This is a genomic window from Nocardioides potassii, assembly GCF_021648885.1.
In the GTDB taxonomy this organism is placed as follows: domain Bacteria; phylum Actinomycetota; class Actinomycetes; order Propionibacteriales; family Nocardioidaceae; genus Nocardioides; species Nocardioides potassii.
Genome location: NZ_JAKJHZ010000012.1, coordinates 95,802 through 112,976 on the forward strand (window position 1 = coordinate 95,802; position 17,175 = coordinate 112,976).

Annotated in this window: 22 protein-coding genes and 1 tRNA gene; 16 read left to right on the forward strand and 7 right to left on the reverse strand. The window is 71.0% G+C overall.

The features are described from left to right. Positions 1–13 precede the first annotated feature (13 nt). From L2K70_RS19835 to L2K70_RS19845, 3 genes are read right to left on the reverse strand one after another with little or no spacing between them, the layout of a single operon-like run. A complete protein-coding gene (locus L2K70_RS19835; protein ID WP_236405086.1) occupies positions 14–469 on the reverse strand; it encodes a ScoMcrA-related endonuclease in 456 nt (151 codons plus the stop codon). Between the two features lie 32 nt (positions 470–501). Then, complete coding sequence (locus tag L2K70_RS19840) at positions 502–747, reverse strand: mycoredoxin (RefSeq protein ID WP_236405087.1); 246 nt, start codon at positions 745–747, stop codon at positions 502–504. Between the two features lie 47 nt (positions 748–794). Beyond that, positions 795–1,271 (reverse strand): MarR family winged helix-turn-helix transcriptional regulator, encoded by a 477-nt coding sequence (locus L2K70_RS19845; protein WP_236405089.1) that lies wholly within the window; start codon positions 1,269–1,271, stop codon positions 795–797. A gap of 88 nt (positions 1,272–1,359) precedes the next feature. On the opposite strand from L2K70_RS19845, the gene L2K70_RS19850 reads away from it, so the two are divergent. The 6 genes from L2K70_RS19850 to L2K70_RS19875 all read left to right on the forward strand — a co-directional run bounded on the left by L2K70_RS19850 (position 1,360) and on the right by L2K70_RS19875 (position 5,267). After that, entirely contained in the window at positions 1,360–1,731 is a 372-nt protein-coding gene (locus L2K70_RS19850; protein WP_236405091.1) for a DoxX family protein, read from the forward strand. 119 nt (positions 1,732–1,850) lie between these two features. After that, positions 1,851–3,893 carry an ATP-dependent DNA helicase UvrD2 gene (locus L2K70_RS19855; RefSeq protein WP_236405092.1) on the forward strand — a complete coding sequence of 681 codons (2,043 nt, stop codon included), beginning with the start codon at positions 1,851–1,853 and terminating at the stop codon, positions 3,891–3,893. A 141-nt stretch (positions 3,894–4,034) separates the two neighbouring features. After that, positions 4,035–4,226 (forward strand): hypothetical protein, encoded by a 192-nt coding sequence (locus L2K70_RS19860; RefSeq protein ID WP_236405094.1) that lies wholly within the window; start codon positions 4,035–4,037, stop codon positions 4,224–4,226. Positions 4,227–4,358: 132 nt separating this feature from the next. Continuing rightward, the gene (locus L2K70_RS19865; protein WP_236405096.1) at positions 4,359–4,730 is read left to right on the forward strand and encodes a WhiB family transcriptional regulator; all 372 of its coding nucleotides are present in this window, start codon (positions 4,359–4,361) and stop codon (positions 4,728–4,730) included. Between the two features lie 52 nt (positions 4,731–4,782). Continuing rightward, positions 4,783–4,977 carry a putative WhiB-interacting protein gene (locus L2K70_RS19870; protein ID WP_236405098.1) on the forward strand — a complete coding sequence of 65 codons (195 nt, stop codon included), beginning with the start codon at positions 4,783–4,785 and terminating at the stop codon, positions 4,975–4,977. A gap of 110 nt (positions 4,978–5,087) precedes the next feature. After that, complete coding sequence (locus L2K70_RS19875; protein WP_236405221.1) at positions 5,088–5,267, forward strand: hypothetical protein; 180 nt, start codon at positions 5,088–5,090, stop codon at positions 5,265–5,267. A 7-nt stretch (positions 5,268–5,274) separates the two neighbouring features. Here the strand turns inward: L2K70_RS19875 and L2K70_RS19880 are convergent, their stop codons facing one another. Further along, the gene (locus L2K70_RS19880) at positions 5,275–5,790 is read right to left on the reverse strand and encodes a hypothetical protein (RefSeq protein WP_236405099.1); all 516 of its coding nucleotides are present in this window, start codon (positions 5,788–5,790) and stop codon (positions 5,275–5,277) included. Between the two features lie 112 nt (positions 5,791–5,902). Further along, positions 5,903–6,061 carry a DUF5679 domain-containing protein gene (locus L2K70_RS19885; RefSeq protein WP_090969683.1) on the reverse strand — a complete coding sequence of 53 codons (159 nt, stop codon included), beginning with the start codon at positions 6,059–6,061 and terminating at the stop codon, positions 5,903–5,905. Positions 6,062–6,253: 192 nt separating this feature from the next. Between L2K70_RS19885 and L2K70_RS19890 the strand changes: the two genes are divergently transcribed. From L2K70_RS19890 to L2K70_RS19905, 4 genes are all read left to right on the forward strand, one after another. Continuing rightward, positions 6,254–7,072, forward strand: a complete 819-nt coding sequence (locus L2K70_RS19890; protein WP_236405100.1) for an enoyl-CoA hydratase/isomerase family protein — start codon at positions 6,254–6,256, stop codon at positions 7,070–7,072. A gap of 310 nt (positions 7,073–7,382) precedes the next feature. Beyond that, positions 7,383–8,432 (forward strand): PHP domain-containing protein, encoded by a 1,050-nt coding sequence (locus L2K70_RS19895; protein WP_236405101.1) that lies wholly within the window; start codon positions 7,383–7,385, stop codon positions 8,430–8,432. A 51-nt stretch (positions 8,433–8,483) separates the two neighbouring features. Further along, the gene (locus L2K70_RS19900; RefSeq protein WP_236405102.1) at positions 8,484–9,020 is read left to right on the forward strand and encodes a M48 metallopeptidase family protein; all 537 of its coding nucleotides are present in this window, start codon (positions 8,484–8,486) and stop codon (positions 9,018–9,020) included. A gap of 154 nt (positions 9,021–9,174) precedes the next feature. Beyond that, complete coding sequence (locus tag L2K70_RS19905; protein ID WP_236405103.1) at positions 9,175–9,636, forward strand: hypothetical protein; 462 nt, start codon at positions 9,175–9,177, stop codon at positions 9,634–9,636. On the opposite strand, the gene L2K70_RS19910 is transcribed toward L2K70_RS19905, so the two are convergent. Together L2K70_RS19910 and L2K70_RS19915 are read right to left on the reverse strand one after the other, a co-directional pair. Beyond that, positions 9,637–10,185: an NUDIX hydrolase gene (locus L2K70_RS19910; RefSeq protein WP_236405104.1), complete on the reverse strand. Its 549-nt coding sequence runs from the start codon at positions 10,183–10,185 to the stop codon at positions 9,637–9,639. It lies immediately after the preceding gene. Next, a complete protein-coding gene (locus tag L2K70_RS19915; protein ID WP_236405106.1) occupies positions 10,182–11,534 on the reverse strand; it encodes a zinc-dependent metalloprotease in 1,353 nt (450 codons plus the stop codon). Before L2K70_RS19915 ends, L2K70_RS19910 begins: the two co-directional genes overlap by 4 nt. A gap of 60 nt (positions 11,535–11,594) precedes the next feature. On the opposite strand from L2K70_RS19915, the gene L2K70_RS19920 reads away from it, so the two are divergent. The 6 genes from L2K70_RS19920 (at position 11,595) to L2K70_RS19945 (ending at position 17,135) form a co-directional block, all read left to right on the forward strand. Continuing rightward, entirely contained in the window at positions 11,595–12,044 is a 450-nt protein-coding gene (locus tag L2K70_RS19920) for a molybdenum cofactor biosynthesis protein MoaE (protein ID WP_236405107.1), read from the forward strand. A gap of 42 nt (positions 12,045–12,086) precedes the next feature. Next, on the forward strand, positions 12,087–12,320 hold the full coding sequence (locus L2K70_RS19925) for a hypothetical protein (RefSeq protein WP_236405108.1): 234 nt from the start codon (positions 12,087–12,089) through the stop codon (positions 12,318–12,320). Positions 12,321–12,372: 52 nt separating this feature from the next. Continuing rightward, positions 12,373–13,428, forward strand: a complete 1,056-nt coding sequence (locus L2K70_RS19930; RefSeq protein WP_236405109.1) for a YlbL family protein — start codon at positions 12,373–12,375, stop codon at positions 13,426–13,428. After that, on the forward strand, positions 13,425–14,021 hold the full coding sequence (locus L2K70_RS19935) for a PPA1309 family protein (protein WP_236405110.1): 597 nt from the start codon (positions 13,425–13,427) through the stop codon (positions 14,019–14,021). The genes L2K70_RS19930 and L2K70_RS19935 overlap by 4 nt, the downstream gene beginning before the upstream one ends. Beyond that, positions 14,018–16,999 (forward strand): UPF0182 family membrane protein, encoded by a 2,982-nt coding sequence (locus L2K70_RS19940; protein WP_236405111.1) that lies wholly within the window; start codon positions 14,018–14,020, stop codon positions 16,997–16,999. Before L2K70_RS19935 ends, L2K70_RS19940 begins: the two co-directional genes overlap by 4 nt. Positions 17,000–17,061: 62 nt before the next feature. Continuing rightward, a tRNA-Met gene (locus L2K70_RS19945) sits at positions 17,062–17,135 on the forward strand. The last annotated feature ends 40 nt before the right edge of the window (positions 17,136–17,175 follow it).

Below are 17,175 nucleotides of genomic sequence, written 5' to 3' on the forward strand. Positions count from 1 at the left end.
CGGACGGCGCTGGTCAGTCGCAGTTGTCGCAGATGCCCGTCGCCGGGAGGGCGAGGAAGCAGGTCGGGCACAGCTTGTCGACGCGGTCGCTCGCGGCGACGCGCGGGCGGGACGTCGTCGTCGACCGCGCGGTGGTCGCTCGCGGTGCGCGGGGCGTGGTCGACCGGGTGCCCGGGACCCGCTGCGGCGGGGGAGGGGAGTCGTCGCGGACGTCGAAGCCCAGCCGGACCAGCGCCTTGGTGGCGCCAGCGCCCCCGCCCGGGATCTCCGCCGGGGTCAGCGTGTTGCCCGTCGCCAGGCCGTGCGCGATGCCGACGATCGCCGCGGCGTCGTACTCGCGACCGCCGTGCAGCAGCACGTGGGTCGAGACCCCACCGCGGACCAGCATGTAGTTGGACCCGCCGGCCTGGTCCCAGGTCTCGATCGCGGTCAGGACGTGGGGGCGGTCGATCGAGTTCAGCAGTGACACGACGTCAGGTTAACGCTGGAAGTCGCCCGGCCTCAGGCCAGGGCTGCCAGCTTCTCCTTGACCGCGGCCACCGACGGGTTCGTCAGCGTGCTGCCGTCCGAGAACAGCAGCGTCGGCACGGTCTGGTTGCCGCCGTTGGCCTTCTCGACGGTCAGCGCCGCCTCGGGCTCCTGCTCGATGTCGACGATCGAGAACTCGATGCCTTCCCGGTCGAGCTGGCTCTTGAGGCGGTGGCAGTAGCCACACCACGGCGTGGTGAACATCGTGAACTCGGACATGACAGTCGCAACGACGCACCCGTCGCCGTCATTCCCGCTCGCGCCGCCTACGGGCAGCGGTCCTCCGGGTCGATCCGTCCCAGGACGGTCTCCCCGATGCGGCGCAACGCCGCGAGGTCCTCCGCCGGTACGGCGTCCACGAGCAGGTCCCTGACCCGCGCGACGTGCCCCGGCGCGGCCGCGACGACCTTCGCGAAGCCCGCGTCGGTGAGCACCGCGTTCGTACGACGTCCCGCACCCGGCACGCGCTCGCGGCGCACCAGGCCCTGCGCCTCGAGGCGCTTGACCACGTGGGACAGGCGAGAGAGCGACGAGGAGGTCGCGGCGGCGATGTCGCTCATCTGCAGCGTCCGGTCCTCCCGCTCGGACAGCACCGCCAGGACCATGTACTCGAAGAAGGTGAGCCCGTGATCGGCCTGCAGCTGGGCGTCGAGAGCGGCGGGGAGCCTGATGAGCACCGCCGACGCCGCCAGCCACGCCGCGCGCTCGTCCTCGGTCAGCCACTGCGGCTCGTCGGCGGTCATCTCGTCGAGCCTAGCGGAATAACTTGACGGATCAAGTTCTTCGTACGATGGTAGTTGTTGACCTCTCAAGTTGGAATCGGAGCACCCCATGAACATCGTCCTGTGGATCATCGCCATCGTCCTCGCCGTCGCCTTCGCGGCGGCCGGCTTCATGAAGGCGACAGCGCCCAAGGAGAAGCTCGCGGAGAACATGGACTGGGTCGAGGACTTCTCCGAGCGCACGATCAAGCTGATCGGCGTGCTGGAGATCCTCGGAGCGATCGGGCTCGTCCTTCCCGCGGCACTCGACATCGCCCCCGTCCTCACTCCGCTCGCCGCGACCGGACTGGCCGTCCTGATGGCCCTGGCCGCGGTCACCCACGCCCGCCGCAAGGAGTACCCGATGATCGGGGTCAACGTGGTCCTCGGCGGCCTCGCCCTGTTCGTCGCGATCATGCGGTTCGGGTCGCAGTCCTTCTGACCTGAGCTGGGCGGTCCCTGTTGACGGCCGTCGGCGGCTGTCGGAACGGGCGCATAGGGTTCGTCCTGCCCGACCGACAGCCGTCGGAGGGTCCGCCACACGCCCGCCAGGAGCCGACCTTGCTCGAAGCGCTCGACCCCGAGCAGCGACAGGTCGCCGAGACGCTGCGCGGCCCCGTCCGGGTGCTGGCTGGGGCGGGGACGGGCAAGACGCGAGCCGTGACGCACCGCATCGCCCACGGTGTCGCCACCGGTGTCTACGCGCCCACCGAGGTCCTCGCACTGTCGTTCACCACGCGTGCGGCCGGCGAGATGCGCGAGCGCCTTCGCGCGCTCGGCGCACCGGGCGTCCAGGCCCGGACCTTCCACTCCGCCGCGCTGCGCCAGCTCCGCTACTTCTGGCCGCGGGTCCACCAGCGTGAGCTCCCCGAGCTCACGCAGTCCAAGCTCGGGATGCTCGCGCTCGCCGCGCGCCGCCAGCGGCTCGCGACCGACCAGGCCACCCTCCGTGACCTCGCGAGCGAGGTCGAGTGGGCCAAGGTCAGCAACGTGTCCCCGGAGTCCTACGCCGCCCTCGCCCGGTCACGGGGTCGCTCGGTCGCCGGGCTCGACCCCGAGGTGGTGGCACGGGCGTTCGGGTCCTACGAGGAGGTCAAGCGCGACCAGGGGCGCATGGACATGGAGGACGTCCTCCTGTTCGGCGCCGGCCTGCTCGCGGACAACGAGGCCGTCGCCGCCCAGGTGCGCCGGCAGTACAAGTGGTTCGTCGTCGACGAGTTCCAGGACGTCTCGCCGCTCCAGCACGCCCTCCTCGACCTGTGGCTCGGCGGCCGCGACGAGCTGTGCGTCGTCGGCGACCCGGCCCAGACCATCTACTCCTTCGCGGGCGCCGACGCGCGCTACCTGCGCGAGTTCACGCAGCGGTTCCCCTCCGCGACCAGCGTCGAGCTGGTCCGCAACTACCGCTCGACCCCCGAGGTGGTGGCCGCTGCCAACACCCTCCTCGCCGGGACCGCGAGCCAGGGGGTCGCGCTCGTCGCCCAGCGTCCGTCCGGTGCGCGGATCACCTTCCGCGAGGCCCCCGACGAGGTGGCCGAGGCGGACGCGGTCGCCGACCGGATCGCCATGCTCCGCGCGCAGGGCACCCCGGCGAGCCGGATGGCGGTGCTGCTGCGGATCAACGCCCAGTCCGAGCGCTTCGAGGAGGCCCTCGCCGCGCGCGGCCTGCCCTACGTCGTACGCGGGGCAGCGCGCTTCTTCGACCGGCCCGAGGTGCGGCAGGCGATCACCCTCGTCCGTGGCTCCGCCCGCAGCGGTGAAGGCGCCGGACCGGTCACTGACGCCGTCCTCGCCGTCCTGTCCCAGATGGGGCACACCCTCCAGCCTCCCGAGGGCCGGGGAGAGGTCCGCAACCGCTGGGAGTCGTTGCAGGCCCTCGTCGACCTCTCCGTCGACTTCACGCGCGAGCAGCCCGACGCCACCCTCGGCGACTTCGTCGACGACCTCGACCGCCGCGCCGGCGAGCAGCACGCGCCGGTGGCGGACGCGGTCACCCTGGCCACCATCCACTCGGCCAAGGGCCTCGAGTGGGACGCCGTCTTCGTGGCCGGCATGCACGAGAAGATGATGCCGATCGCGCAGGCACAGGCCCCGGCCGAGGTCGAGGAGGAGCGGCGCCTGCTCTACGTCGCGATGACCCGCGCCCGCGACGAGCTCACGGTGTCCTGGGCGGTCGCCCGTGAGCCGGGCGGTCGTGGCAACCGCGGGGCGTCGCCGTTCCTCGCACCGCTGCTCGACGGCGTGCCCGGCGTCGCGGCGCAACGACGCGAGCGCGCGAAGCGCAACCGTGCGGCGATGCACTGCCGTGAGTGCGGGCGCCCGCTCTCCACCGCGCAGGAGAAGAAGACCGGGCGGTGCGGCGACTGCCCGGCCTCCTACGACGAGGCGCTCTTCGAGCGGCTGCGCGAGTGGCGGCTCGCGCGGGCGACGCAGGACAGCGTGCCGGCCTTCGTGATCTTCACCGACGCGACGCTGCAGCTGATCGCCGAGCACTCCCCGGCCGACGAGAAGGGACTCCGCGCGATCAGCGGAGTGGGTCCCAGCAAGCTCACGAAGTACGGCGACGAGGTGCTCGCGCTCGTCGCGGGTGCGACCAAGGGATGATCCCGAAAAGAAATCCAGGTAATACCCACAAAATCGTTTGCCCCTGACGCAGCGCAGGGTCTAGCGTTCCTCTCACCAACCCATGCGCACTGGGATCCCTGACAAGGATCCGCGCCCGATGCCCCGAAGGAGGTGGCCCCCATGGAGAACTACACGAAGACGATGACGGCTTGGACGCCGTCCTTCGGCATGTCCACCCTCGGCCGCCCCTGCGCGCACACGCGCGCCTTCGGTGCTGTCGCGATGGCTGCCCAGGTCGTCCAGGGCGACGCCGCCATCGTGCGCATCAAGGGCGATTTCCCGGGTTCTCCTGCCTGGAGTCCGTCGACATAGGTGACTTACCTACATCGGCAGCCTCCAGGCCGCGGAACCCGACACCGGGATCCGCGGCCTTTCTGTTTGTCCAGCACCGCAATGTCCAGTTCCAGACCCGCGATCAGGTCAACGAGTAGGAGGTGAATACACATGACCATCAGCGTTCTCGACCGCAACCGCGCTGCCGATGTCGAGCCCCAGGCACCCCTGGGAGCCCTGCACGACGCAGCCGCCGGAGTGGATGAGGAGTTGCTGCCCTGCCGCGTCAACGACGCCGAGCTGTGGTTTGCCGAGTCCCCCGCGGACGTGGAGCACGCCAAGGCCCTCTGCGTCGACTGCCCCGTGCAGGCGCTGTGCCTCGACGGAGCCCTTGAGCGGCGCGAGCCGTGGGGCGTCTGGGGAGGCGAGCTCTTCCTCCAGGGCGTGGTGATCCCGCGCAAGCGGCCGCGAGGCCGGCCCCGCAAGTCCGACCAGGTTGCTCACGCGGCCGAGCAGAAGCAGAAGGACGGGGCCGCCGCGTAGGCGCCACCGCGTACTCACTCCCACTCAGGAAACACAAGGAAACACCACCCACATGAAGACCTACCGAAACGGAAGCAACGACATGAATCTCATGCATGAAGAACTCGCACGCGCGCAAATGTCCGCGCGCCTGGGAGAGGCGCACGAGCTGCGTCGTGGCCACCACCTGGCCATGGCGCGTCGGATGAGCCGCAAGGCGGAGCAGGCCGCGCAGCAGGCGCGTCTCGCCCTCGCCCGCGCGATCTGATCCACTCACCTGATCGCGGGTGGGCACAGCACGAGCCGGTACGTCGTCACGGTGACGACGTACCGGCTCGTCGGTCATTTCGGGAGGGGTGGGGGAGTAGCGTCGCTCGCGTGGGCATGGACGACGAGGAGACCGTCACCTGCAGCTACTGCGGGACGCAGGCGTCGGCGAGCGACGCGCTGGCCTGGACGACGGCAGTGGAGCGCGGTCGGCAGCAGCGGTTCTGCGTCACGTGCTCGCGGGCGAACCTGCGGGCGATGGAGGGCAAGCTCGACAGCGAGTGGTGGTGACGCTCCCTCACGCGGTGTCGAACCAGGCGCAGCCGCAGTAGGGATGGCGCGCCCAGCGCCGCTGCGTCGGGAGCTGCTGGTGGTCGTGGCGCCACGAGGTGAGCCAGGTGTACGGCGTCTCGCCGGCAGCCCAGGCGGCCAGGTCGCGCGCAGCGGTGCCGACAGCCAGCGCGAGGAGCGGTCGCGGCACCTCGGCGGCGAGCGCCTCCGGCCGGTCGTCGAGGACGGATGCGGCGACGCACCGCGCGCACGGGCCGAGCCCGGGCGCGGCCCACGGTCCGACCTCGACCGACCACGGAGTGACTGCGACGAGGAGGTGGGGCAGCGAGGCGACGCTCCAGTCGTCGACGGTCGCCGACACCGCGCGACCGGGCGAGACGCCGATGCCGACCGCGGCGGTGTCGTCGACGGTGACCCCGGCGACCGCGAGGGCGGCGAGTGCCTGCGTGCGCCATGCGTCCGGACAGTCGAGCTGGGCACGCAGCCCGGCGGCGTACGGGCTCCGGGTGGGCACGAGCGGCATGCCACGCACGTTGCCACGTCACCCGACCTGCGTGGCCGCCCTCCACAGGGGAAATGCAGCGGCGGCGCCACCCGAGGGGTGACGCCGCCGCTGGTGGCTCAAGGGGTGAGTCTCACGCCTTGCCGAGGATGCGGTTCAGGTTGGTACCGCAGACCGGGCAGACGCCCTTGGCCATCTTGGTGCCCTTGTCGTTGACCTTGATCTCGCCCTCCGCCTCGCGCTTCTCCTTGCACTTGACGCAGTAGAACTCACCGCTCCAGGTCTCCGCCATGACGGCCTCCTTGCTTGTTTCTTCTTGGTCGTCGCGACGGGGTTGTCGTAGGGGGAAGCCCGCCGGGGAACGTGGCGGTCGCCAGCGCTCCGCCGATGACCCTACGCCACGCGTGGGCCACGCTCACGCACCACACGCGCTGAGCGTGAATCCGGGTCGGTCCACGCTCAGCGGCATCAGTACCCTCGGGCCATGCCCGAGACCCCGGCCGACGCCCTCCCGCAGCTGTCCCACCTCCGCCTCGAGCGGCCCTCCGAGGGGGTCGCGCTGCTGACCCTCGACAACCCCGACATGCGCAACGCGATGAGCGACGAGATGACGTCGTCGTGGGTCCGGGCCGTCGACCACCTCGCCGCCGACCCGACCGTCCGGGCCGTCGTCGTGACCGGCGAGGGCAGCGCCTTCTGCTCCGGCGGCAACACGTCCTGGATCGCCAGCGAGCCCGACGCGAGCGTCGACCGGCTGCGCACCCGGATGCTGCCGTTCTACCGGGCCTGGCTCTCCATCCGCCGGCTCGAGGTCCCGACCATCGCCGCGGTCAACGGTGCCGCGATCGGTGCCGGGCTGTGCCTCGCCCTGGCCTGCGACATCCGGTACGCCGCCGAGGGTGCGAAGCTCGGGCTGCCGTTCAACAAGCTCGGCATGCACGCCGGCATGGCCGGCACCTGGCTGCTGCCCAACGTGGTCGGACCGGCTCACGCCCGCGACCTGCTGCTCACCGGACGAGTCGTCGAGGCCGACGAGGCCCTCCGGCTCGGGCTGGTCTCACGGGTGGTCGAGAGCGGCGCGTTCCTCGAGGAGGTGCTCGCGACGGCGGCCGGGATCGCCGCGACCGCGCCGATCGCGAGCAGGCTGACGAAGATCGCCCTCGCGGACGGAGGCCACCCCGACTTCGAGTCCGCCCTGCAGTGGGAGGCGCTCGCGCAGCCGCTCACGCTGGCGACCGCCGACCTGCAGGAGGGCATCGCCGCCGCCCGGGAGAAGCGGGCTCCGGAGTTCCGCGGCGAGTAGCCGAGCGCCGCAGAGGAGTCGGAGACGAAGAAGGGGCCCCGCAGCCCACCGACGCCTGCCTTCCCCTGCTGACGTCGAGGAGCCGTGGGGCCCTTCTGGGGAGCACGCTAGGAGGCGTCGCACGCCCGGTCAACGCCATGGCGTCCACGCCTGTGGACAGAGCTGTGGAGGCGGTGTGCACGGTGGTCCGGCCCTCGTGGACGGTGGGCTCGCGCGTGGGGAGAGCCCTGTGGGCGACACGCCCGGCGGGGCGTCGTACTGTGCCCGTGACCAGCGCGTACGCCGCGATCCGGGGTGTGGAGGAGAAATAGTGAGCGACGAGTCGGCGGCCGGCGAGGCCCGGGGTCCCGTCGCGACCCTGCGCCGGATCGCGTTCCTGATGGAGCGCAAGCGCGAGGAGAGCCGACGGATCGAGGCCTTCCGCAACGCCGCGCGCACGATCCTCCCGTTGCCCGAGGACGAGGTGCGCGCCCGCGCCGCGGCCGGCACGCTCACCGAGCTCCCGGGGATCGGCCCGAGCACCGCCGCCGTGATCACCGACGCCTGCAACGGCGTCGTACCGGAGCGGCTGGTGAAGCTCGAGAAGACCGCCGGCCCGCTCGCGACCGGCGGCGAGGAGCTCCGCGCCCGGCTGCGCGGCGACCTCCACTCCCACAGCGACTGGTCCGACGGCGGTTCCCCGCTCGAGGAGATGGCCATGACGGCCATGGAGCTCGGCCACGACTACCTCGTGCTGACCGACCACAGCCCGCGGCTGCGGGTGGCCAACGGCCTGAGCGCCGAGCGGCTCGGGCGCCAGCTCGGTGTGGTCGACGCCGTCAACGAGCACCTCGGCGGCGCCTTCACGCTGCTCAAGGGGATCGAGGTCGACATCCTCGACGACGGCTCGCTGGACCAGACCGACGAGATGCTCGGTCGGCTCGACGTCCGGGTCGCCTCGGTGCACTCGAAGCTGCGGATGGACGCCGTACCGATGACCAAGCGGATGATCGGCGCGGTGCGCAATCCGTACACCAACGTCCTCGGGCACTGCACGGGTCGGCTCGTCACGGGCAACCGGGGTCAGCGGCCGCAGAGCCAGTTCGACGCGAAGGCCGTCTTCACCGCGTGCGCCGAGGAGGGGGTGGCGGTCGAGATCAACTCACGACCCGAGCGGCGCGACCCCCCGACCAGGCTGCTCGAGCTCGCCCGCGACCTCGGCTGCCTGTTCTCGATCGACTCCGACGCCCATGCTCCGGGCCAGCTCGACATGCTCGACCACGGCGCCGCCCGCGCGACGGAGGCCGGCATCGACCCCGACCGCATCGTCACCACCTGGGAGCGCGACCGGTTGCTGGAGTGGGCGTCCGCGCGGCTGTGACCCCGCGCGTCCCGGCTGGTCCTGTCGGTGGGGAGGGCTAGGTTCGGGAGCATGAGCTCGCCGTCACCCACCGCTGAGGTGGAGGTACGCCGTTCGCGCCGCCGCCGGCGCACGGTGTCGGCCTACCGCGACGGCGACCGCATCGTGGTGCTGATCCCGGCGACCATGAGCAAGCGCGACGAGGCGACCTGGGTCGCCGACATGGTGAAGCGGATCGAGCGCCAGGAGAAGCGCAAGCTGCGCTCCGACGACGACCTCGTCACCCGTGCGGCCACGCTCAACGACCTCTACCTCGGCGGGCTCGCGGTCCCGGCCTCCGTGCGCTGGGTGACCAACCAGAATGCGCGGTGGGGCTCCTGCACGCCGGGCGACCGGACGATCCGGCTCAGCGACCGGCTGCAGCAGATGCCCGGCTGGGTGGTCGACTACGTGCTCGTCCACGAGCTGGCCCACCTGCTCGAGGCGGGACACACCCCGGAGTTCTGGGCCTGGGTGGACCGCTATCCCAAGGCCGAGAAGGCCAAGGGCTACCTCGAGGGGTTCTCCACCGGCGCACGCCTCGAGCCGCCGCCGGGCGCCGAGGACTGATCCACCCCCTCCGGGGGGTTCGGTGCACGACTGTTCCTGAAGGTTTACCGTTGAAGCACCTTCGCGTGGGGGAATTGGATCGATCAGATTTCTAGGCTGTACGGACCGTCAATCCGGGGGGCCGTGACTTCCCGACCACGTGGGGAAGTCCGCCGTGACCGAGATCAAGCCGAGCCGCCGTCAGGTGGTGCGCGCCGGCGCCTGGACCGTCCCCGCGATCGCCGTGGCCGTTGCGGCGCCCGCCTTCGCGACCTCGGGCGCCGACCTCCGCCCTAGCACCATCACGAGTGCCAGTAGAACGGGTCAGGGCAACACACCGACACTCACCGTGGTGATTCACATCGAGAACGGTGGGACGAGCGAGACCACGGGTCTGAACGTCTCGTTCTCGGCTCCCTCGCTGTCGACCAGCCAGCCGCCGCTGCAAAACGGTTGGTCGCTCGTCAGTGCGACCATCACCACCGTGGTCTACAAGGCTCCCGCACAGTACGCTGCTGGCACGTTCCAAGATCTCACCTTCGTGCTCAACAGGACCGCCAACGGGACCGGCGACCTCGTGGTCGGCTTCAACACCTCCCCGGGCATCAGCGACTCAGAGACGAAGTCGTTCACCTGATCAACGGGTGGTCAGCCGCGCCACCGCGTCGCCGATCAACCGGCGCATGTCGGGGTAGATCTCCGGCAGGTCGTCGACGGGCCACCAGCGCACGTCGAGCGACTCGTCGCTGACGGCGTGCGAGCCGTCGCGTCGCGCGGTGGCGACGAACCGTACGTCGAGGTGGTGCACCGCCGTGCCGGGTGAGCAGAACAGCACCTCGTGCTCGTCGAGGTCGAGGGGGACCGGGTCGAAGTCGAGGTCGGCCAGACCGGACTCCTCGTGTGCCTCCCGCAGCGCCACCCCGGCCAGGGTGGTGTCCGTGGGCTCGCAGTGACCGCCGAAGGCGAGCCACACCTTGGCCTTCGCGTGGTGGTTGAGGAGCACCGCGTCGGCTTCCGGCGTGAGCACGATCGTGCCGGCGGTGAGGTGGTCGGGCAGGCACGCGCGCGTCGTGCCGTCCGGGTGGGCGTCGAGGTGAGCGACGAACCGGTCGCGGAGCTCGGCGTCACGGGCGCTCGGCGGCACCCACCCGGCCAGCACGGCGCGGGCGTCGGAGTGGAGGGTCACCTCTCGGCGGGCCCGTCGGTGGCGTCGCCTCCGTCGAGCAGGTTGCGCAGCTCGGCGTCGAACTGGTCCTCGGACAGCTCGTCGGGGGCGACCGAGTCCTCGCGGAACCCCAGCGGGTCGTCGAGGTCGGCCGCGGTCGGGAGCAGGTGGGGCGACATCCAGACGCCGTCGCGGGCCTCCACACCCTGGCGCGTGCGCAGCGAACCCCACAGCACGGAGGCGTCGCGCAGCCGGCGCGGTCGCAGCTCGAGGCCGACGAGCGTGGCGAAGGTCTGCTCGGCCGGGCCGCCGGCGGCACGCCGACGACGTACGGTCTCCTGCAGCTTGGCCGCCGCGGGCATCCGCTCGGCGGTCGCCTGGCCGACGACCTCGTCGACCCAGCCCTCGACGAGGGCGAGCGTCACCTCGAGCTTCTCGAGGGCGACCTTCTGGGCGGGCGAGGGCTCGGGATCGAAGAGCCCACCGGAGAGCGCCTCCTGCATCGCGGCCGGGTTGGAGACGTCGATGTCGCGGAGCTTGGACTCCATACCGGAGGTGTCGAAGTCCATGCCGGCGCCGTACTCGGCGACCGCGCTGATCAGGTGGTCGCGCAGCCACGGCACGCCGGCGAAGAGCCGCTGGTGGGCGGCCTCGCGCAGCGCGAGGTAGAGCAGCACGTCGTCGGCCGTCACGTCGGGCACCTCGGCCGCGAACGCCTCGACGTTGGTCGGCAGGAGCGCGGCCTTGCCGATCGGGCCGAGCGGGAGCCCGATGTCGGAGGCGCTGAGCACGTCACCCGCGAGGGCGCCGAGGCCGCTGCCGACCTGGTTGGCGACCATCGCGCCGCTGGCCTTGCCGAGCATCGCGATCAGCGGACCGGCGAGCTGGCGCATCTCCTCGGGCATCGCCTGGCTCAGTGCGGCGGTGGCGGAGCCGGCGATCGGCTCGACGAGCACCCTCCAGACGTCGATCGTCTCGACGATCCACTCCGCACGCGACCAGGCGGCCGTCGTGGTGACGCCGGAGGGGAACTCGGTGGTGGCGTCGAGCCAGTGGTCTGCTAGCCGCACTGCGTCCGCGACCGCGTTGGACTGCGCCGACGACACCGTGGGGTCGGGCTCCTGGGCAGCCGTACGACGAGCGAGGTCGGTGACGGTCTGCCAGTTGATCGGGCCGTCGTGGGGCGCGAAGAAGGACTGCATCTGCGCCATCAGGGCGCCGAGGTCGGGCATGCCGCCGCCCGCACCGCCGAGGCCGCCCATCTGCGAGAAGATCTGCTCGAAGGGCGTGCCCTTGAACGGGTTGTCGGAGGGGTTGTCGTCGTCGGGGCCCTGACCGGGCGATCCGGGGCCTCCGGGGGTGTCACTCATGGCATCAACCGTACCGACCGCGCCCAGCGGGCGGGACCGGCCGGACCTAGACTCCACGACGTGACCGACGCCCCTGCCGATGCTCGCCCCGACCCCCTCCGACTCGTCGACATCCGGGACACCCCGCTCGACGTGACGGAGGTCGTCGACGCGCTCGGCGACGACGGTGCCGGCGGGCTCACCCTCTTCATCGGGCAGGTGCGCGACCACGACGGCGGGAAGGGCGTCACCGCGCTCGACTACTCCGCCCACCCGACCGCGCTCGAGCGGCTCGAGGAGGTGTGCCGCCGGGTGGCCGCGGAGCACGACGTCCGCGGGGTGGCCGCCGTGCACCGCGTGGGTGAGCTGCGCATCGGCGACCTCGCGGTCGTGGTCGCCACCACCGCCGCCCACCGCGGCGACGCCTTCGCCGCCTCCAGGGCGCTGATCGACACCCTCAAGGCCGAGGTGCCGATCTGGAAGCACCAGGTCTTCGACGACCAGAGCGAGGAGTGGGTCGGCACGCCGTGACGCCTGCCGCGGGTGACCGCGTCCGGCGCCTAGGCTCGCGTCGTGGAGGTCCTGCTCTGGCTCGCGCCCGCCGTCGTCGTGACGGTGCTGGCGATGGCGTGGGTCTCGTGGGTCGGCCGTGACGGCCACGGCGAGGTCGACCGCGACGTCGCCGTCGAGCGGATGGGCAGGGCGCTCGGCAAGGAGCTGCCGGCCGGCACGCGGCGTACGTCCGCACCGGCGCGTGACCGGAGCACCGGCATCGCCGTACGCCCGAGCCACACCCGCCGCCCCTGACCGTGCAGCCTGAGTGTGCGGCCAGTTGCGTGCATTTGAGAGAGTTGCGCCCATGAGTCAGCGGACCAGGGCGGGCCTGCTCGCACTGAGCCTGCTGGCCGTGCTGTGGGGAGTCGCCTTCTTCGTGCCGCTGCCCTACGTCATCTACCAGCCCGGACCGACCGTCGACATCCTCGCGAAGACCGACGGACAGGAGACCGTGCAGGTGACGGGGCACAAGTCCTACTACGACGACGGCGAGCTCCGGATGACCACCGTCTACGTCAGCACGCCGGAGGAAGCCGTCAACCTGCCGGAGCTGCTCCGGGCCTACTTCGCGCCTGACGACGCCGTGTGGCCGAAGTCCTCGGTCTACGCGCCCGAGGAGACCGACGAGTCCAACGACCGCGAGTCCGCGGGCGCGATGGTCTCCTCCCAGGACACCGCCATCGCCGCCGCGCTCACCGAGCTGGGCGAGAAGCTCGACCCGATCGTCGACATCGTCGACGTCACCCCCGGCATGCCCGCCGAGGGCAAGCTGAAGGTGCGCGACGTGCTGGTCCGCGTCGGCGACACCGAGATCACCGAGGCCCAGGACGTCCTCGACGCGATCGAGGGTGCGCCGCGCGGCGAGCCGGTGCCGTTCGTCGTGCTCCGCGACGGCAAGCGGCTGACCGTCGACGTCACCCCGCGCGAGATGGACGACGGCGCCTACCGCGTGGGATTCACCCCAGGCGTGGGGTTCGACTTCCCGTTCCAGGTCCGCGTGGACATCCCCGACAGCATCGGTGGTCCCAGCGCCGGTCTGATGATGTCGCTGGCCATCTACGACACCCTCACGCCGGGATCGTTGACCGACGGCGCCGACATCGCGGGCACCGGGACCGTCACGCCGTCCGGCGAGGTCGGGCCGATCGGTGGCATCCAGCAGAAGATCGCGGCCGCTCGCGACGCCGGCGCGCAGCTGTTCCTCGTCCCCGCCGACAACTGCGACGGCATCGGGGGTGTGGACACCGGCGACATGCGGCTCGCGAAGGCCACCACCATGCACCGGGCCGTCGAGACCGTCTCGGACTGGGCCGCCGACCACGACGCATCGCTCCCGACCTGCAAGGACACCGCCTCATGACGACCGACGCACCCGACCCCTCCGGCGCCGACGCCCTGCCGGAGGACCCCGCGCTGGCCGCGGCGGTGCTGGAGATCGAGGCGCACGTCGCGCAGGACGGCTGGGACCAGCCGGCCCGGCTCTACGCCCTCGTCGACACCGCCGCGCTCGTCGAGCAGGAGCCCGCGCTCGCTGCCGCGATGGCCATCGACGGCCCGTCCGACGACGGGTCGTTCACCTCGATCGAGCAGGACGGGCTGCCGCCCGGCCAGCCCCTCGAGGAGGCGCTCCACACGATCGCGTGGCCCGACAGCGTGTCCGGCTGCGCCGCGGTCATCGAGCGGCTCGTGCTCCCGCCCGACGTCGACGACGACATCCCGGACGACCCGACCGCGGCGGAGCTGTTCGCCCGCGAGCACCCGGACCGCCAGGAGGTACGGATGGTGGCGGGCGTGACCCGCGCCGGCGCGTCGTACTGCGCGCTGAGGTTGCGAGCGCACGACGACGAGCAGTCCGTGGTCAACGGCACCGAGCTCGTGCCGGGCCTCCTCGAGCTCCTCCACGCGACCTTCACCGACACCACCCATGACACCGCCGAGCAGGGGCAGGCATGAGCAATCCCTTCGACCGACCGAGCGCCGGCAACGGCCCCGACGGGCCGCAGCGGCCGACCGGCCAGCGGCCGCCGACGGGTTCACGCCGTCCGGGCGCGCTGGTGATCACCGCGATCATCCTGGTCCTCGCCTTCATGCTGCTCAGTGGCTTCGCGTCGTTCTGGACCGAGCGCCTGTGGTTCAAGTCGGTCGACTACGGCGAGGTCTTCACGACGCTGCTGCTGACCCGGATCGGGCTGTTCTTCGTCTTCGCCGGCCTGATGGCAGCGACCGTCGCGGTCTCGATGGCGATGGCGTACCGCTTCCGGCCGGTGCTGTGGCCGGGCATGCCGGGCATGCCCGACGACGGGATGGACCGCTACCGCGAGCTGCTCGCGCCGAGGATGACCTGGGTGATCGCCGGCGCGGCGATCGTGATGGGCCTCTTCGCCGGCGGTTCGGCGACCGGCCAGTGGCGCAGCTACTCGCTGTGGCGCCACGGCACTAGCTTCGGCACGAAGGACCCCTACTTCAACAAGGACGTCGGGTTCTACGTCTTCGACCTGCCGTTCTGGCACTACGTCGTCGACTTCGTGATGGCCCTGGCCGTCGTCGGGCTGCTCGCTGCGATCCTCGTCAACTACGTGTTCGGTGGGATCCGGCTGTCCGCCCGCCCGGGCGAGCGGCTGACGAGCGCCGCGCAGATCCAGGTGTCGGTGCTGCTCGCCGTCTTCGTGCTCGCCAAGGCCGTCGACTACTGGCTCGACCGCTTCGACCTGGTGTCCAAGTCGGGCTCGATCTTCACCGGCATGGACTACACGGGCGACAAGGCCGTGCTGCCCGCGAAGGAGATCCTCGCCGGCATCGCCGTCGTCTGTGCCGTGCTGTTCGTCGCCAACGTCTGGCGCCGCACCTGGCTGCTGCCCTCGGTCGGTGTCGCGCTCTTCGCGCTGTCGGCGATCATCCTCGGGCTCATCGTGCCGTCGGTCGTCCAGGCGATCCGGGTGAACCCCAACGTGCCGGACCGGCAGGGGCCCTACCTGGAGAAGAACATCGACGCCACGCGTCAGGCGTTCATGCTGGACCAGATCGAGGAGGAGAGCTTCACCGGTACGCCGATCGGCACGGACGGCCGCCTGCAGCAGCTCGACGGGATCACCTCCTCGGTCCCGCTCGTCGACCCCAAGGTCGTCAGCCAGACCTTCCAGCTCCAGCAGCAGGTGCGTCCCTACTACTCGGTCGGTGACGTCCTCGACGTCGACCGCTACGAGCTCGACGGCACGCAACGCGCGATCGTGCTCGGTGTCCGCGAGCTCGACCAGGACGGGATCGCGCAGGACAACCAGACGTGGGCCAACCTCCACACGGTCTACACGCACGGCAACGGCGTCATCGCGGCGTACGCGAACCAGCGCCCGGAGGACGACGAGCGCCAGGCGACCAGCGTGCAGTGGGCCGAGGGCCAGGAGGCCAACCAGGACGCGCTCTCCAGCCTGTCGTCCGACGGCTACGAGTCCCGCGTCTACTACGGCGAGATGAGCCCGACCTACAGCATCGTGGGCAGCCGCGATGGAGCGAACCCGATCGAGCTCGACCTCGCCACCGACTCCGGCACCGACGCGGGGGAGGAGGAGGACCGGCTCACGACCTACACCGGCGACGGTGGCGTCCCGATCGGCAACGTGTTCAACAAGCTGCTCTACGCCGTGAAGTACTCCGAGCCCAACCTCCTGCTCTCCGGGCGCGTGCACAGCGACTCCAAGATCCTCTACGACCGCCAGCCGCGCGACATGGTCGAGAAGGTCGCCCCGTGGCTGACCGTCGACTCCGACCCCTACCCGGCCGTGATCGACGGCAAGATCGTGTGGATCCTCGACGGCTACACGACGACCGACAAGTACCCCGGGTCGCAGCGTGAGTCCTTCGAGACCATGACCGAGGACGCGCTCCAGCAGGACAGCGCGTTCGCCACGCTGCCGACCGACGAGGTCAACTACGTGCGCAACTCGGTCAAGGCGACCGTCGACGCGTACGACGGCACCGTGACGCTCTACCAGTGGGACGAGGACGACCCGATCCTGCAGGCCTGGTCGGACGTCTTCCCCGGCACGGTCAAGCCCAAGTCGGACATCCCGGACTCGCTGCTCGACCACCTGCGCTACCCCGAGGACCTCTTCAAGGCGCAGCGCTACCAGTACCAGCGCTACCACGTCACCGACGCCCAGTCGTGGCTCGAGGGCTCCGAGCGGTGGGAGGCCCCGAAGGACCCGCAGGCGACCAACACGCTGCAGCCGCCCTACCGGCTCTTCACCGACGACGGCGGCTCACAGACCTGGTCGCTCACGTCGGTCTACGTGTGGCCCAAGCGCGACAAGCTCGCGGCCTTCATGGAGGTCGACAGCGACGCCACGTCCGACACCTACGGGCAGATCTCGGTCAAGGAGCTGCCCGACGAGGGCACCGACGGCCCGCGCCTGATCGCCAACCAGCTCAGCACCAACGACGAGGTCCGCGACCGGCTGCTGCCCTACACCAACGGCGACGCGGACATCATCAACGGCAACCTGTTGACGCTGCCGGTGGGCGACGACTTCATGTACGTCCAGCCGCTCTACACGCGACGCAAGAACGAGTCGGCGTTCCCGGTCCTCACCTTCGTGCTCGTCTCCTACAAGGGCAACGTCGGGATCGGTACGACGCTCAGCGTGGCGATCGAGGACTCGCTCGACGGCTCCTCGTCGCCGAGCGACCCGACGGAGACGCCCACGGAGTCCCCGACCGAGTCGCCCACGACCTCGCCGACGGAGACCCCGAGCGAGTCGCCGTCGACCAACGTCCCGGGCGGCACGCAGGCGCAGATCCGCGACCTGCTGCAGCAGGCCGAGGACAAGTTCACCCAGGCCGACGCGGCGCAGCGCGAGGGCAACAGCGTGAAGTGGGCCCGCCTGATGGAGGAGGGGCGCGCCCTGATCGAGGAGGCCGTCAAGCTCGCCGGCTGAGGCGCCCCGAGGCCCCCGATTTGAGTGCGGCCGAACCACCCCTGTAATGTTCTGTTCACCGACGCGGGGTGGAGCAGCTCGGTAGCTCGCTGGGCTCATAACCCAGAGGTCGCAGGTTCAAATCCTGCCCCCGCTACAAAGAACAGGGCCTGACCTGCGGAAACGCCGGTCAGGCC

What these genes read in the sequence shown, in the direction of transcription:
- L2K70_RS19845 (WP_236405089.1), bottom strand. Translation starts at nt 1,271, where the DNA reads ATGACCGCCGACGAGCCGCAGTGGCTGACCGAGGACGAGCGCGCGGCG.
- L2K70_RS19930 (WP_236405109.1), top strand. Translation starts at nt 12,373, where the DNA reads ATGAGTCAGCGGACCAGGGCGGGCCTGCTCGCACTGAGCCTGCTGGCC.
- L2K70_RS19885 (WP_090969683.1), bottom strand. Translation starts at nt 6,061, where the DNA reads ATGGCGGAGACCTGGAGCGGTGAGTTCTACTGCGTCAAGTGCAAGGAG.
- L2K70_RS19840 (WP_236405087.1), bottom strand. Translation starts at nt 747, where the DNA reads ATGTCCGAGTTCACGATGTTCACCACGCCGTGGTGTGGCTACTGCCAC.
- L2K70_RS19870 (WP_236405098.1), top strand. Translation starts at nt 4,783, where the DNA reads ATGAAGACCTACCGAAACGGAAGCAACGACATGAATCTCATGCATGAA.
- L2K70_RS19860 (WP_236405094.1), top strand. Translation starts at nt 4,035, where the DNA reads ATGGAGAACTACACGAAGACGATGACGGCTTGGACGCCGTCCTTCGGC.
- L2K70_RS19940 (WP_236405111.1), top strand. Translation starts at nt 14,018, where the DNA reads ATGAGCAATCCCTTCGACCGACCGAGCGCCGGCAACGGCCCCGACGGG.
- L2K70_RS19935 (WP_236405110.1), top strand. Translation starts at nt 13,425, where the DNA reads ATGACGACCGACGCACCCGACCCCTCCGGCGCCGACGCCCTGCCGGAG.
- L2K70_RS19915 (WP_236405106.1), bottom strand. Translation starts at nt 11,534, where the DNA reads ATGAGTGACACCCCCGGAGGCCCCGGATCGCCCGGTCAGGGCCCCGAC.
- L2K70_RS19880 (WP_236405099.1), bottom strand. Translation starts at nt 5,790, where the DNA reads ATGCCGCTCGTGCCCACCCGGAGCCCGTACGCCGCCGGGCTGCGTGCC.
- L2K70_RS19900 (WP_236405102.1), top strand. Translation starts at nt 8,484, where the DNA reads ATGAGCTCGCCGTCACCCACCGCTGAGGTGGAGGTACGCCGTTCGCGC.
- L2K70_RS19865 (WP_236405096.1), top strand. Translation starts at nt 4,359, where the DNA reads ATGACCATCAGCGTTCTCGACCGCAACCGCGCTGCCGATGTCGAGCCC.
- L2K70_RS19850 (WP_236405091.1), top strand. Translation starts at nt 1,360, where the DNA reads ATGAACATCGTCCTGTGGATCATCGCCATCGTCCTCGCCGTCGCCTTC.
- L2K70_RS19890 (WP_236405100.1), top strand. Translation starts at nt 6,254, where the DNA reads ATGCCCGAGACCCCGGCCGACGCCCTCCCGCAGCTGTCCCACCTCCGC.